The following is a 14,339-nucleotide window of genomic DNA, read 5'->3' on the forward strand; positions in this document are numbered from 1 at the left end:
CCGCGTGGTCTGGCCCGATACCGTCACGCGCTGGGGCGAGCCCTTGCTGGGCGCGCGGCTGCTGGCGGTCGAGGGCATCTGGCAAAGCAGCTCGGACTGGGGCGGCGGCAAGGACTGCGGCGAGTCAGTGCCTGCAGAGCAGGCCAGCCAGGAGGTGCCCGCCGTGCGCCATCTCATCGTGCACCGCGCCCGCGACATGAGCCGCTGGCTGGGCCGCCTGGGCGGCGCCGGCGTGGCGAGCCGCAATTTCCACTGAGGGCTGTTGCCGTTGCTGCGGCTGCCGAAGCAGGCTCAGGCCATGCGGGCGTCGGCGCGGATGTCGGGCATCTGGTCGATACGCTTGCCGAACCAGCCTATGCGCTCGGTCTGGCGCACGTCCAGCCTGGGCACGTAGGGCTTGATGTCGAGCACGGGCGTGCCGTCGAGCATGTCGTTGCCCAGGAAATGCAGCAGCAGTCCTTCGCGCCGCACCAGACGCACGATGGACAGGCCCAGCCGGTTGGGCCGCGCCGGGGCGCGCGTGGCGAACACGCCGTGGCTGCTGTCGTCCATGAAGGGCACGACTTCCAGCCTTTCCACGGCCTGGTGCAGGTGGGTGATGAGGATCAGGTAGTCAAAGCCTTCGATGTCGCGCAGCCCGGCCTCGAACTCGGGCAGCAGCTCCACGCGGCCTGCCTCGTCGGCCGCGCCTGCCGTCTGTATGGGCATGCCCACCGGATCGGTGAAGCGGCTGCGCACATGGCCGATGGGGCGGCAGCCTATGGCTTGCGCGGCGGCATCGCTCATGCGCTGGCGGTGCCCTGGGGATTGAGCAGACGCGTCAGCGCTGCGATATCGGCCGCAGCCGCCATGCGCGACGTGGTTTCTATGGAGCGGTAATGCCTGACGATGGCCTCGCCCGTGGCCGTGAGCGAGGCGCCGCCGCCATGGGCGCCGCCTGCGCTGGTGTTGACGGCCGGCGTCTGCAGCGCGCGGTTCATCTCGTCCACGAGCACCCAGGCGCGCCGGTACGACATGCCCAGCGAACGGGCTGCGGCCGAGATGGAGCCCGCCTCGGCGATGGATTCGAGCAACTGCACCTTGCCGGGTCCGATGGCAATGGTGCTGTCGTTGTATACGCGCAGGCGGAACTGGACTTTGGAGGACATGGGAGAAGGGCTGGGCACGGCAAAAGCGGGTTAACGGCGAAGGTTAAGCGAAATCAACGGTCTGCGCCGCGATGGGGCTAAGGGGAAATACGCAATGCATGGCCTGCTACAGCGGGGCGGGTCATATGCGCTGTGCGCCGCCGCCGTTCGCAACGGCTGTGGCCCTCATGGTACTGATGGCTCGCACGGTCGGCGTTGCCACTCTTGCCAGACTGCACGCAGGCCAAAGCCCCGGCTCACATAGGCGCGCGGTGATCATGGTCTTGCTGGCCAGCGCCTGGGGACGGCCGTTCGTGGCGTTCCCAGGGCGCGCTGCAGCTGAAGGCCGGGCAGGCCTTCCTACTTCTTGCCGGCGTCTGCCAGCAGGCGCTGGCATTGCGCATCTTCCTCGGCAGCCGGCACCGTCAGCGGCACCAGGGCCAGGGCGGCGGGTGCCACCACGGCGGCGGCCACGGCCGCGCCCGCACGCAGCAGCAGCGGGCCGGGCTCCACGCCCACCTTGGGGTTGGCGAAGCTGCCGCGCACATACAGGGGCGTGCGCAGCGAGAAGAACTTCCACTTCAGCGATTCGGGCTTGATGTGCAGATCCATGGTCTCCTGCGCCAGGCTGATCTGGCCTGTGGCCTCCACGATCGCCTCCGGCGTCGCCAACTTGACGTTGCGCGTGCGTGCCAGGCCGTTCTGCACGGACAGGTCGGCCACGGCGCAGTTGAGCTGGACTTCCTTGTCGGCACCGAACAGCTTGGTCACCACCACGCTGCCCAGGTTGAGCGCGGCCAGGTCCAGCAGTTGCTTGCTGAAGCGCCCGTCGCGCACATACAGGCGCATGTCGCCGGAGCTGGTGCCCAGCCATTCGGCCATGGACTGGCCTCGGCCCTCCAGGGCGATGGCGCCATCCATGCTGCCCAGGCTTTTCTTCATCAATTCGATCTCGGGGAACAGGGCCGACAGCTGCAGCCCCTGGACCTTGCCCTGGAGGTTGGCCTTGGGCGGCTTGGCGCCGCTGTCCACCATGGCCTGCAGGTCCAGCTTGCCCTTGGCCATGCCGAAGCGCAGCGGCGCCAGGCGCAGCACACCGTTGTCCATAACGGCATGTACGCTGAAGTTCTCGATGGGCAGGGCCTGGGGACGCTCGATGCGGTCACTCTGGAAGTGCACATCCATATCCATGGCATTCCACTTGCTCGTGTCGAAGCGCTGCGTGGGCAGGGTCTTGCCGCTGGCCGCCTGCCGGCTTTTCTGGTCCTGCCTGGTGGACGGTGCTCCTACCACCGGCCCCAGGTCGGCCAGGCGCAGCTTGCGCGATGCCAGCTCGCCGCTGAGCTTGGGCCGGGGCTTGCCGGATGCGTAATGCAGCGAGCCGCGCAGATCGCTCTGGCCCACGCGGCCCTCGAAGTTTTCGTAGTCCCACTCGGCGCGGCCGGGCTGCAGGCTGCCGACCAGATGGCCGTTGGTGTCGAAGGGCGGTGTACGCGGCAGCAGCAGGCCGGTCAGTGGGAACAGGTCGGCCATGCTGGAGCCGCGCAGGTGCACCTGCAGGTCCATGCCCTTGAGTGCCCTGGGATTGTCGAGAATGCCCTCGGCCCGTGCGCGCAGGCTGCCCGCATGGGCCCACAGCTTGACCGGAAAGCGTGCCTGCTCGCTTTGCAGGTCCAGCACGGGCCCGATGAGGCCCTGGGCCTCGACCGTGGCCTTGGCGATGCGGCCGGTCAGGCCGACGCGCATGCCATACGGAAAGTCTGGACTGGGCGGCCGTACAAGGCTGTCCAGGCGTGCGCGCACCGCCATCTGGCGCACGCCATCGCTCCAGCCCACCAGGCCGCCGCGCAGGCTCAATTGCGTCACTTGGAAGCGCCAGCGCGGACCGGTGGACTCGGGGCGCTTGAAAGTCCAGTTGTTGCTGCCGTCCTTGCGCCGTGCAAAGACCAGGTCAGGCCCTTCGAGCTGCAGATGGTCCAGCAGCACGTGCCGGCCCAGCAGCGGCCACAGCCGCAGGCTGGCCGTGGCGCGGGCTGCCGTGGCCATGGTGGCGGCGTCGCGCGGGGGAGGGGCCATTTTCTCGTCGGCCAGGACGATGCTGTCGCTGTCGATACTGGGCGCGGAAGGGCTGGCCTGCGAGTCCTTGTCCTTGCCTTCGTCCTTGTCCGTGCCCTTGTCCTTCGCCTTTCCCCTGGGCTGTTCCTTGGCTTTCTCCTCGGGCAGGCGGCCCTTGTTCAACTGGTCGGGCGGCGCAGGCAGGGCAGGCAGCTCGCCACTGCCCTTGGCCGGCTCCTGCTCCACCTGCCAGCCTTCGGGCTGGCCCAGCGTCAGCTGCTCGGCCTGGACGGTGACGCCAGGAATCCAGTGACGCCAGCCCTGGTCCAGGGGCTGGGGCCAGTTCCATTGCACCCGCAGGTCGCCTTCAATCGCGAAATGCCGGCCGGTGCTTTCACTGACGCGCTCATTGATCCAGGGCCTGGCGCGGTTCCAGTCATAGGTGGCAATCAGGACCACGACCAGCGCCAGCAGCAGCACCAGTGCCGAGACCATCCACACGAGGATGCGCAGCCAGCGGCGGCGCGGCGGGCGGGGTGTGGGCTTGGAGGCCGGCGTGGGGGAGCTGTCGGTCGCTGTGTCGGTCATGGCGCAGGGGGCCGCTAAATGGTGTTCGGTCCATCCTAGCGCCGCAAAACCGCTTGCCAAGGTCCGGGACGCGCTGGCGGGCAGCCGGCAGGCCCGCATACAGGAGATTGGCCTACAGCGCGGCCTGCCGTGGCAAAAGCGCTGTCATCACCGTGTCTCCTGGCCCTGGCGCAGCCGGGTGGATGCCAGGGCGGCCACCACCAGCAGGCCCGCCATGATGAACAGGCCGTTGCGGGTGCTGCCCGTGGCCTGTTCGATCATCCCCATCACCGTGGGGCCGATGAAGCCGCCCACCAGTCCGCAGGTATTGACCAGGGCAATGCCGCCCGCCAGCCCCGCACCCGCCAGCCGCGAAGCCGGGAACAGGAAGACGACGGACTGCACCACGAAGAACATCAGCGCCGTCAGGCTGAAACCCAGCAGCCCCAGCGCGGGCGAGGCCTTGCCCGCCAGCGCCGCCAGCAGCAGGCCTGCAGCCATGGTGCCCAGGCCCGCCAGCAGCATGCGCCGGCAGCGCTGCGGGTGGGTGGCAAAGCGCGGCAGCCAGGCCGCACCGATGGCCGCTGCAATCCAGGGCACGGAGTTGAGCGTGCCGATCTGCAGCGGCGAGAGCTGGCCGTAGGTGCCGATGATGCCGGGCAGGAAGAAGATCACCGTGTAGATGCTGATCTGGTGGCAGAAGTAGACAAGGATGGCCAGCCAGATCTGGCGGTCGCGCAGGCAGTCCCGGAGCGAGTGGCCCACCTGGCCGGCGCTGGCCTGCTGGTCCTGCTCGGCCTGCAGGCGTTGCAGTACCTCGCGCGATTCGGCGGCCGTCAGCCAGGGCGCGCTTGCCGGGCCGTCTGGCAGCTTCTTCCAGACCACCCAGGCCAGGGCCACGGCGGGCAGGCCCTCGATCACGAACATCCACTGCCAGCCGTGCCAGCCCAGGAAACCGTCCATCTGCAGCAGCGCGCCGCCCACGGGGCCGCTGAGGATGTTGGCAATGCACACGCCCAGCAGGAAGTAGCCGATGGCGCGGGCCCGTTCCTCGCGGCCGAACCAGTAGGTCAGGTACAGCATCACGCCGGGGAACAGCCCCGCCTCGGCCGCGCCCAGCAGCACGCGCATCACGTAGAACGAGGTCTCTCCGGTGATGAAGGCCATGCCGGCCGACAGCAGGCCCCAGGTCACCATGATCCGGGTGATCCAAAAGCGCGCGCCCACCCTGTGCATGATGAGGTTGCTGGGCACTTCCAGCAGGGCGTAGCTCAGGAAGAACAGCCCCGCGCCCAGGCCGTAGGCGGCCGCCGAGATGCCCAGGTCCACCTCGATGTGCGACTTGGCCAGCGCGATATTGGTGCGGTCTATGAAGCTGATCACATAGGACAGCACCAGCAGCGGCATCAGCCTGCGGAAGATGCGGGCGTTGAGCAGCGACTGCCTGTCGCCGGCGGCAGGCTGCGGCCGTGCGGGCGGCGCGTGAACAGGGGAGGGCGATGGGTGATGGACCATGGCAAATCCTTGGAAAGATGGGTGGATGAAAGCGGAGTCAGGCGGTGGCGGTGGAGGCGGCGTTGCCGCGCGTGCCCAGCTGCAGGGCCACGCCGCCCAGCGCGCAGCCGGCCATGACCAGGAAGCACAGGGCATAGCCGCCGGGGCTGGTCCAGCCGCCGCCCAGGGAGATCAGGCTGCCCATCAGCACGGGCGCGATGCCGCCGCCCACGAACATGGCGGTGGTGATGATTCCGTTGGCCGTGGAGGTGGCCGCAGGCTGGGCGCAGTCCGAGGCCACCGCGTAGTAGATGGGCCAGACCGCATTGGCGACCAGGCCGAACAGCAGCTGCATCACCACGACCAGGGCCATGGTGTCGGCGAAGTAGAAGGCGCCCACGCTGGCGGCCATCCACAGGCCGCAGATCACCAGGGTGACGCGGCGCCCGATCACGTCCGACAGAGCCGGCCAGACCAGCTGGCCCAGGATGCCGGTGAGCGTGAACACCACGCTCATGCCTGCCGATTCGGCCAGCGACAGGCCCATGATGTTGTAGAGGTAGGCGGGCAGCACCACGTTGATGCCCATGTAGACCACCTGCGTGAGCAGGGTGTTTCCAGCCGTCAGGGCGATGCTGCGGTTGGCCAGCGTGCTGCGCAGGGTGCGCCAGGCCTGGCCTTTTTCCACCTGCGCCGCCACGCTGGCCTGCGGCGGGGTCATGCCCCGGGCGGCGATGTCGGCATACAGCAGTTCCATCTTCTGCGGCGTGGAGTAGCGCGCCCAGAACCACATCAGCGGGATGGCGACGACCAGCGCGACAAAGAACACATAGCGCCAGTTCTCCTCGCCGAAGGCGTACAGCACAAAGCCGGCGACCAGGCCGCTGAGCATGGCGCCCACCGGATAGCCCGTGTGGTGGGCGCCCAGCGCGAAGCCGCGCCGCTCCACCGGCCACCACTCGGCGGTATTGCTCACGCCCACGGGCTCGCCCCAGCCGGCGCCCAGGTTGACGCCGACGCGCAGCGCCACGAAGCCCGCCAGGCTGCCGCTCAGCGCCTTGAAGCCCGAGGCGAACGACAGCGCCGTATAGCCCAGCACCAGCGGCACCTGAAAGCGTGCGCGCTTCCAGCCTGCGCCGTAGCGGTCGCTCCAGATCGCGCCGGGAATGTCCAGCACGGCCAGGGCCAGCATCACGATGGTGGCCACCGTGCCCCATTCGTCGGCCGACAGGCCGAAGTGCCGGGAGATGGTCGGCCCCAGCCGCAGCACGATCTCGCGGTCGTAGGCATTCAGGACCCAGATCAGCCAGCAGACCAGCAGGGATACCCATGAATAACGGTGGATCTGGCGCAGCGAAGCGCGCGGGGCCTGGGCCATGGCGGTCTCCCGGGCACCAGCGGTGGGTGCCGTTTCATTGTTGTGTGGATGAAGGCGCCGCTTCGCGGGGCGGGCGGCTTCGCGGTGCGAAGGCTCCGGGCCTGCATGCCCGGCTCCGTGCTCAGGCGCCGAAGCGCTGCTCGGGCAGGCCACGCACGCCCAGCCCCTTGACGGCGAACAGCGCGCCACGGGACTGGCCGTCGCCCGGGAAACGCGGCAACGGCGGCTTGCCCATGGAGGTGACGTACAGCGTGTCGAGCCCGGGCCCGCCGAACATCACGCTGGTCACCTTGCGCACCGGCATCTCTATCACCCGGTCCACCCGGCCGTCCGGCGTGTAGCGCACCAGCTGGCCCGCGTACACCAGGGCCTGCCACAGGCAGCCTTCGGCATCGACCGTGGCCCCGTCGGCCGCGCCGCCACCGCTGGTGTCGACCGGGGCAAAGGTCCGGCGGCCGCTGGCATGGCCCGTGGCCGTGTCGTAGTCGTAGGCCCGGATCTCGCCGCTCCACGTGTCCGAGAAATAGAGCGTCGTGCCGTCCGGGCTCCAGCACGGGCCGTTCGAGCAGATGATGCCCTCGTCCAGCACATGCAGGCTCAGGTCCGTGTCCAGCCGGTACAGCCGTGCCGAAGGCTGCTCCTCCAGGGTGTCCATGGAGCCGAAGACGAAGCGGCCCTGCCGGTCCACCTTGCCGTCGTTGAGCCGGTTGCCGGGAAGGTGGGACTCTGGGGCGACGACCAGCTCCAGCTCGCCGCTTTCCAGGTCCAGCGTGTGCACGCCGCCGTGCAGCGCCACCAGGGCCGAGCGGCCGTCGCGGCGCAGTGCCATGGAGCCAATCTTCTGGCCGACTTCCCAGGCGCGCAGTTCCCGCCCGTCGGCCGTGCAGCGGAAGATGCGGCCGTCGAAGCTGTCTATCCAGTACAGGCGCTGCTGCCCGACGTCCCACAGCGGGCCTTCGCCCAGCGTGGTCTTGAGGTCGGCGACGATATCGATCTGCATGGGAGTCTCCTGTTTTGTGGCATGGGGGCTGGCCCGGGAAGGCGGTTCAGAAGGCCACGTTGGCCGCACCCTTGAGGCCCAGCATGCTGCGCGCCTCGTCAGGCGTGGCGACGTCGACATTCAGGGCCTCGAGCACGGTGCGGATGCGGCGCACCTGCTCGGCGCTGGAGGTCGCCAGCTGGCCCGGGCCTATCCACAGAGAGTCTTCCAGCCCCACGCGCACATGCGAGCCCATGGCCGCGCCCATGGTGGCCAGCGGCAGCTGGTTGCGCCCGGCGCCCAGGATGGACCACTGGTAGTTGCTGCCCAGCAGGCGGTCGGCCGTGCGGCGCATGTGCATCAGGTCCTCCGGGTGGCCGCCGATGCCGCCCAGGATGCCGAACACCGACTGCACGAACACGGGCCCCTGCACCAGCCCCCGGTCCACGAAATGCGCCAGGTTGTGCAGGTGGCTGATGTCGTAGCACTCGAATTCGAATCGCGTGCCCTGGGCCTGGCCCAGCCGCAGGATGCCTTCGATATCGGCAAAGGTGTTCTTGAAGACCAGGTTGCGGCTGTTTTCCAGGTGCTCGCGCTCCCAGGCGTGTTCCAGGTTCGGGAAGCGCTCCAGCATGGGGAACAGGCCGAAGTTCATCGAGCCCATGTTCAGCGAGGCCAGCTCGGGCTGGAACTCGGTCACGGGCCGCATGCGCTCTGGCACCGTCATGTGCGGGCTGCCGCCCGTGGTGATGTTGACGATGGCATCGCACTCGGCACGGATCGCCCTGAGAAAGGGGCGGAACAGCTCAGGGTCCTGCGAAGGGCGTCCGTCGCGGGGATCACGGGCATGCAGGTGCACGATGGCGGCGCCGGCCTCGGCGGCATCGATGGCGGCGCGGGCAATCTGCTCGGCCGTCACCGGCAGGTGGGGCGACATGCTGGGCGTGTGGATGGCGCCCGTGGGCGCGCAGGTGATGATGGCTTTGGTGCGGGTGGCCATGGAAGGTCCTTGCGAACGGTGAAAAAGGCGAGAGGAGTAGAGGTGGGGGGAGGACGAGGAGAGGGCGCTCAGCTCAGCGCCTGGGTCAGCCCATCGACGGCCAGCTCCTGGCCCGTGACATGGCCGGCCAGCGGGCTGGCGGCAAACACGGCCATGTTGGCAATGTCGCGCGCCGTGGCCATGCGGCCCAGCGCGGCCTGGTGCGTGTAGCTGCGCGTGACGTCTTCCAGCGGCAGGCCGCGCGCCTGCGCCTTGGCGGCAATCACGTCGCGGATGCGCGGGCCGTCCACGGCGCCCGGCAGGATGGCGTTCACCCGGATGCCGTCGGCGCCCAGCTCCAGCGCCAGCGACTTGGTGAAACCGATCACGGCCCACTTGGACGCCGAATAGGCCGAGCGGCCCGGCATGCCCAGGTGGCCTGCCGCCGAAGACAGGTTGACGATGGCCGCCTGCCGGCCCTCGCGTGCCGATTGCCGAAGCCGGGGCACGGCCAGCCGCGTGCACAGGAAGGCGCCGGTGATGTTCACATCCAGCGTGCGCTGCCAGTCGGCCAGCTCCAGCGTCTCCACCGCGCCCGTGGGGCCGGCCACCCCGGCGTTGTTGACGAGGATGTCCAGGCCGCCCAACTCGTTGTCCACGGCCTTGAACAGGGCCTGCACCTGCAAGGCATCCGACACATCGGCAAGACGGCCGCTGGCGCCGGGCATGGCGGCAGCCAGCGCATCCAGGCTGGCCTGGGCCACGTCACAGACCATGACGCGCGCGCCGGCCTCGGCAAAGGCGCGGCTGATTTCCAGGCCGATTCCGGCGGCGCCCGCCGTCACCAGGACGCGCTGGCCGGCCAGAAGATCGTTTTTCCACATGCGGGGACTCCTTGGGAACTCAAACAAAGGTGAAAGGGATTCGGGTTGGGTTTGGATTTTGTATCTGTGATCACAGATCAAATATGGTGAATACCCTATGAGGCATGACAGCGGCGGCGCCGCGCTACCATCGCCGCCATGGCCATCAACGAACTAGTCACCCCACTCAAACGGCAGACCCTCAGCAGCGATGTCTATGCACAGCTCAGGGAATTGCTGATCACGGGCCAGATGATTCCGGGCGAGCAGATCTCGCTGCGCACCACGGCCAGCGCGCTGGGCGTCAGCGTCATGCCCGTGCGCGAGGCCGTGCACCGGCTGGTGGCCGAGCAGGCGCTGGAACTCACGCCCAACCGCGCGCTGCGCGTGCCCTTGATGACGGAAAGCGCCTTCCGCGAGATCACCCGCATCCGCGTCAACCTCGAAGGCCTGGCCACGGAGCAGGCGGCACGGCAACTGCCGGCCGCCGGGCTGGAACGCATCGCCGCCCTGCAGGACCGCTTTGCGGCCGAGATGGCCAGCGCCTCGCCGGACGGCGCGCGGCTCATCGCCTTCAACAAGGATTTCCACTTCGCCGTCTACAGCGCGGCCGGCATGCCCATGCTGCTGCAGATGATCGAGGCGCTGTGGCTGCGCATAGGCCCCATCCTCAACCACGACATGCGCTCGGGCTCGCGCCGCGTGAGCGAACAGGTGGCGGTCGGCCACCACGCGCGCCTGGTCGAGGCCCTGCGTCGCGGCGATGCGCCAGCCGCCAAGGAGGCGCTGCGCGGCGACATCGAAAGCGCGGCCGACTACATCGTTTCGGCGGGCGTGCTGGTGACGGCGGACAGCGGGTTGAACGGCGTGAGTGGACTGAGCGGGCCAGCCTCCCCAGGTGAAGAAAGCCGGTGAGCCGCAGAGGAATGAAGTAAGGAAGTAAGATTTCCGTGTTTTCTCTGATTTGCAGGAGCCGGCCATGCTTGCCAAATTGACGTCGAAGAACCAGATCACCCTGCCCAAGGCCGTGGTGTCCGAGGTGGAGGCCGCAGAGTATTTCGAGGTGGCTGTGGAAAACGGCCGCATCGTGCTCACGCCCGTGCACCTGCAGCGTGTCCAGCGCGCACAGGCCGTCCGCGACAAGCTGCAGCAGATGGGCATCACCGAAGAGGATGTGCAGGAGGCGACCTCCTGGGCGCGCAAATGATGCGTGTCGTCCTGGACACCAACGTCGTGCTCTCGGCATTGCTGTTCACTTCCGGCCGCCTTGCGTGGATACGCCGGACCTGGCAGCACCAGCAGTTGCAGCCCCTGGTCTGCAGGGAAACGGCCAGCGAATTGCTGCGTGTGCTCGCCTACCCGAAGTTCAAGCTGTCAACGGCCGAGCAACAGGCCTTGCTGGAGGATTTCCTGCCCTGGGCCGATGTCGTCACACTGCCGCAGCCCTGGCCTGCATTGCCGCTGTGCCGGGACGACAAGGACCAGGTGTTCCTGGTGCTGGCGCATGTGGGCCGGGCCCAGGCGCTCATCACCGGCGACGGCGACCTTCTGGCGCTGCGAGACAGCTTTCCCGGCCTGATCGTGACGCCCGATGAGTGGGCAGCGCTGCACAAGCGCTGAGGGCAGGAATCCATGCACAACGCCCACGACCCCAAGGTTCTTCCCATACGCGACGGCGTCAGCCCCAGCTGCGTGGTGCTGCCCAGCCAGGGCGGCGGGTTGCTGATCGATTTTCTGGCCGAGCGCCTGCCGGCCGTCGCGCGCGAGGATTGGCTGCGGCGCATGGCGCAGGAAGAAGTGGTGGACGAGCACGGTCGTGCCGCCCATGCAGGCACGGCGTTTGCGCCGGGCCTGCGCTACTACTACTACCGCGAGCTGCAGTCCGAGCCGCCCATCCCCTTCGAGGCCGAGGTCCTCCACCGCGACGCGCATCTGCTGGTGGCCGACAAGCCGCATTTCCTGCCCGTGGTGCCGGCCGGCAAGTACCTGCAGCAGACGCTGCTGGTGCGGCTCAAGCGCGAGTTCGACCTGCCCGAGCTGTCGCCCATCCACCGCATCGACCGCGACACGGCGGGGCTGGTGGTGTTTTCGGTGCAGCGCGCCACGCGCGGCATCTACCAGGCGCTGTTCCGCGACCGCGCCATCCACAAGACCTACGAGGCCGTCGCGCCCTGGCGCGAGGACGTGGTTTTCCCGCGCACGCATGAAAGCCGCATGGAGGAAAGCGGCCATTTCTTTCGCATGCACGAGGTGGCCGGCACGCCCAACACCCGCACCCACATGCAGGTGCTGGAGCAGCACGGCCGCTGGGCACGCTACCGGCTGGAGCCCGAAAGCGGCAAGCGCCACCAGCTGCGCGTGCACATGGCCGCCCTGGGCCTGCCGCTGTGGGGCGACGGCTTCTATCCCGAAGTGCATGACATGCCCGAGGGCGACTACTCGCGCCCGCTGCAGCTGCTGGCGCGCAGCCTGGCCTTCACCGATCCTCTGGACGGCCAGTCGCGGCGCTTTGACAGCCGCCGCCAGCTGCTGCCGCTGACCGACCTGTAGAGGCCTTGCCGCTGCCGGAAACCGTTGGTTTTTTGCCCATGGCCCCGCCATGGGATAGGCCGGCTGCGGACATTTAACGGACAACTTTGTCCGATAATTGTCCGCATGACTTCCAAAAGACCCAGTGCCGATATCCGCCGCGCCCAGCTGCTGGACGCGGCCGATGCCGTGTTTTCCGAGCATGGCGTGACCGCGCCGCTGGACCTGGTGGTCGAGCGCGCCGAGGTCGGCCGCGCCACGCTGTACCGGCAGTTTCCTGACCGGCGTGCGCTGATGCTGGCGCTGCTGGAGCGTTCGCTGGACAGCATGCGCAGCGCGGCCGAAGCCATGGCCGAGGACGACGATGCCTTCTACAAGCTGCTGTCGCGCCTGGCCGAGCGCATTGCGGTCTCGGCCCCCATCACCGATTACTGGCGCACCGTGGAGCGCGGCGACGAGGTCATCGCCCAGGCCCGCGTTGCCATGTGGCAGATCTTTCGGCCGGCCATGGACCGGGCCGTGGCCTGTGGCCATTGCCGCCAGCCGCTGACGCAGGCCGAGCTGTCCCTGGTCTTCGGCATGCTGGGCGCCTCGCTGCGCGGCGAGACGCCGCAGCAGCGGCGCACACTGGCGCGCAAGGCGCTGCAGATCGTCTGGCAAGGCCTGAAGGCCTGACATGGCCACCACACCCACTCCACCGGGGCCCGTGCTGCCCCCGTCGCCCCCCGTCGTCTACCTCAAGCCCCCGCCGGACTGGGAAGAGCACGAGAAGCCCAGCCTGCCGGGCTCGCCGTCCATGCCGCTGCACCAGCCGGCCGTGCGCGCCGCCTATGGCCTGATCGCCGTGCTGGTGGCGCTGACGGGCGGCCTGGGCAATGCACTGTTCACGGCCAACCTGCCCACCATCCAGGGGCAGATGGGGCTGACGTCTTCCGAGGCCGCCTGGCTGACCGGCGCCTACGTCATGCTCAACATGACGGCCAATTTGCTGGTCTACAAGTTCCGCCAGCAGTTCGGCATGCGGCTGTTCGCCGAGATCGGCCTGGGCCTGTATGCGCTGCTGACGCTGCTGCACCTGGTGCTGGGCAGCTACACCAGCCTGCTCATGCTGCGCGCGGCCAGCGGCCTGGCGGGCGCCACCTGCAGCACGCTGGGCACGCTCTACATGCTGCAGGCCGCGCCGCGCAAGCATGTGCTCAAGATGCTGGTCATCGGCGTGGGGCTGGGGCAGATCGCCACGCCGCTGGCCTGGATCCTGTCGCCGGGCCTGCTGTTCAACAGCGAGTGGCACAACCTCTATCTGTTCGAGGCCGGCCTGGCCCTGATCTCGTTCGCGGGCGTGGTGGTGCTCAAGCTGCCGCCGGGCGTGCATATCCGCAGCTTCGAGCGGCTGGACTTCCTGACCTTCTTCCTCATGGTGCCCGGCGTGGGCCTGCTGATCTCCGTGCTGGTGCAGGGCTACAACCACTGGTGGCTGGACACGCCCTGGCTGGCCTGGATGCTGATCGGCTCCATCGTCCTGCTGAGCGTGGCGCTGTACATCGAGCACCACCGTCGCAACCCCATGCTGCAGACGCGCTGGTTCGTGCTGGCGCCCACGGTGCGCTTCGTGATCGGTGCGCTGCTGCTGCGCTTTCTGACCACCGAGCAGACCTATGGCGTGATCGGCATGCAGCGCATGCTGGGCATGACGGTGGACCAGATGCAGCCGCTGTTCATCGTCATCCTGCTGGGCACCATCGCGGGCATTGCCGTGTCGGCGCTGACCTTCGGGCTGGAGAACATGGGCAAGCAGATCGTGGGCTCCATCGTGCTGTTCGCGCTGGCGGCCTGGCTGGACCACAGCCGCACCAGCCTGGCCCGGCCCGAGGACTTCTTCGGCAGCCAGTTCCTCATGGCCGTGGGCGCGGGCCTGTTCATGGGGCCGCTGATGCTGATCGGCGTGGTGCAGGGCCTGAAGTTCGGCGCGCACTACATGCTGACGGCCATCGTCACCATCTCCATGACGCAGGCCATGGGCGCGCTCATGGGCTCGGCCCTGCTGAGCACCTACCAGATGCACCGCGAGCAGGTGTATTCGGCCGCCATCGTGGCCGACGTCGATCCCACCGACCCCATCGTGGCCGACCGCCTGCGCCTGCAGCAGCAAAGCCTGGCCCGCGTCATCGCCGACCCGGCCCTGCGCGCGGCCCAGGGCACGGCCCAGCTGGCGCAGGCGGCACGCCGCGAGGCCAATGTGCGCGCCTACAACGACGTGTTCGCGCTCACGGCCGGCGTGGCCGTGCTCTACCTGCTGTGGATGCTGGCCCTGGCCGGCCGCGCACGCCAGCGCGCCTTCGTGGAGCGCATGCGCGCCGCCGCTGCCGAT

At 68.5% G+C, this 14,339-nt stretch carries 15 protein-coding genes; 7 read left to right on the forward strand and 8 right to left on the reverse strand.

Annotated features, from left to right (window positions below):
• A partial coding sequence (locus L995_RS26700) for a hypothetical protein (RefSeq protein WP_047474359.1) occupies window positions 1–256 on the forward strand: 256 nt, incomplete at its 5' end.
• Window positions 257–291: 35 nt separating this feature from the next.
• Here L995_RS26700 and tsaA read toward each other — a convergent pair.
• The 8 genes from tsaA to L995_RS26740 all read right to left on the reverse strand — a co-directional run bounded on the left by tsaA (window position 292) and on the right by L995_RS26740 (window position 9,463).
• On the reverse strand, window positions 292–786 hold the full coding sequence (tsaA, locus tag L995_RS26705) for a tRNA (N6-threonylcarbamoyladenosine(37)-N6)-methyltransferase TrmO (protein ID WP_047474361.1): 495 nt from the start codon (window positions 784–786) through the stop codon (window positions 292–294).
• On the reverse strand, window positions 783–1,148 hold the full coding sequence (locus L995_RS26710) for a winged helix-turn-helix domain-containing protein (protein WP_016446251.1): 366 nt from the start codon (window positions 1,146–1,148) through the stop codon (window positions 783–785). The genes tsaA and L995_RS26710 overlap by 4 nt, the downstream gene beginning before the upstream one ends.
• 339 nt (window positions 1,149–1,487) lie before the next feature.
• Window positions 1,488–3,770 carry an AsmA family protein gene (locus L995_RS26715; protein WP_047474363.1) on the reverse strand — a complete coding sequence of 761 codons (2,283 nt, stop codon included), beginning with the start codon at window positions 3,768–3,770 and terminating at the stop codon, window positions 1,488–1,490.
• Between the two features lie 147 nt (window positions 3,771–3,917).
• Entirely contained in the window at window positions 3,918–5,264 is a 1,347-nt protein-coding gene (locus L995_RS26720; protein WP_017403840.1) for an MFS transporter, read from the reverse strand.
• A gap of 37 nt (window positions 5,265–5,301) precedes the next feature.
• Entirely contained in the window at window positions 5,302–6,621 is a 1,320-nt protein-coding gene (locus tag L995_RS26725; protein ID WP_016451591.1) for an MFS transporter, read from the reverse strand.
• A gap of 121 nt (window positions 6,622–6,742) precedes the next feature.
• Entirely contained in the window at window positions 6,743–7,621 is an 879-nt protein-coding gene (locus L995_RS26730) for an SMP-30/gluconolactonase/LRE family protein (protein ID WP_016446247.1), read from the reverse strand.
• Between the two features lie 46 nt (window positions 7,622–7,667).
• Window positions 7,668–8,600 carry a 3-keto-5-aminohexanoate cleavage protein gene (locus L995_RS26735; protein ID WP_047474365.1) on the reverse strand — a complete coding sequence of 311 codons (933 nt, stop codon included), beginning with the start codon at window positions 8,598–8,600 and terminating at the stop codon, window positions 7,668–7,670.
• Between the two features lie 68 nt (window positions 8,601–8,668).
• Window positions 8,669–9,463, reverse strand: a complete 795-nt coding sequence (locus tag L995_RS26740; protein WP_047474367.1) for an SDR family oxidoreductase — start codon at window positions 9,461–9,463, stop codon at window positions 8,669–8,671.
• A gap of 138 nt (window positions 9,464–9,601) precedes the next feature.
• Between L995_RS26740 and L995_RS26745 the strand changes: the two genes are divergently transcribed.
• From L995_RS26745 to L995_RS26770, 6 genes are all read left to right on the forward strand, one after another.
• On the forward strand, window positions 9,602–10,357 hold the full coding sequence (locus L995_RS26745; RefSeq protein WP_017403845.1) for a GntR family transcriptional regulator: 756 nt from the start codon (window positions 9,602–9,604) through the stop codon (window positions 10,355–10,357).
• A 64-nt stretch (window positions 10,358–10,421) separates the two neighbouring features.
• Window positions 10,422–10,649 (forward strand): AbrB/MazE/SpoVT family DNA-binding domain-containing protein, encoded by a 228-nt coding sequence (locus L995_RS26750; protein WP_047474373.1) that lies wholly within the window; start codon window positions 10,422–10,424, stop codon window positions 10,647–10,649.
• Window positions 10,646–11,062, forward strand: coding sequence for a putative toxin-antitoxin system toxin component, PIN family (locus L995_RS26755; RefSeq protein WP_047474369.1), 417 nt, complete (start codon window positions 10,646–10,648; stop codon window positions 11,060–11,062). Before L995_RS26750 ends, L995_RS26755 begins: the two co-directional genes overlap by 4 nt.
• Window positions 11,063–11,074: 12 nt before the next feature.
• Entirely contained in the window at window positions 11,075–11,992 is a 918-nt protein-coding gene (locus L995_RS26760; protein WP_047474372.1) for a pseudouridine synthase, read from the forward strand.
• Between the two features lie 105 nt (window positions 11,993–12,097).
• Entirely contained in the window at window positions 12,098–12,646 is a 549-nt protein-coding gene (locus tag L995_RS26765; protein WP_016446240.1) for a TetR/AcrR family transcriptional regulator, read from the forward strand.
• Window position 12,647: 1 nt separating this feature from the next.
• A partial coding sequence (locus L995_RS26770) for an MFS transporter (RefSeq protein WP_047474376.1) occupies window positions 12,648–14,339 on the forward strand: 1,692 nt, incomplete at its 3' end.

It is taken from the genome of Delftia sp. ZNC0008, from assembly GCF_000799035.1.
In the GTDB taxonomy this organism is placed as follows: domain Bacteria; phylum Pseudomonadota; class Gammaproteobacteria; order Burkholderiales; family Burkholderiaceae_C; genus Comamonas; species Comamonas tsuruhatensis.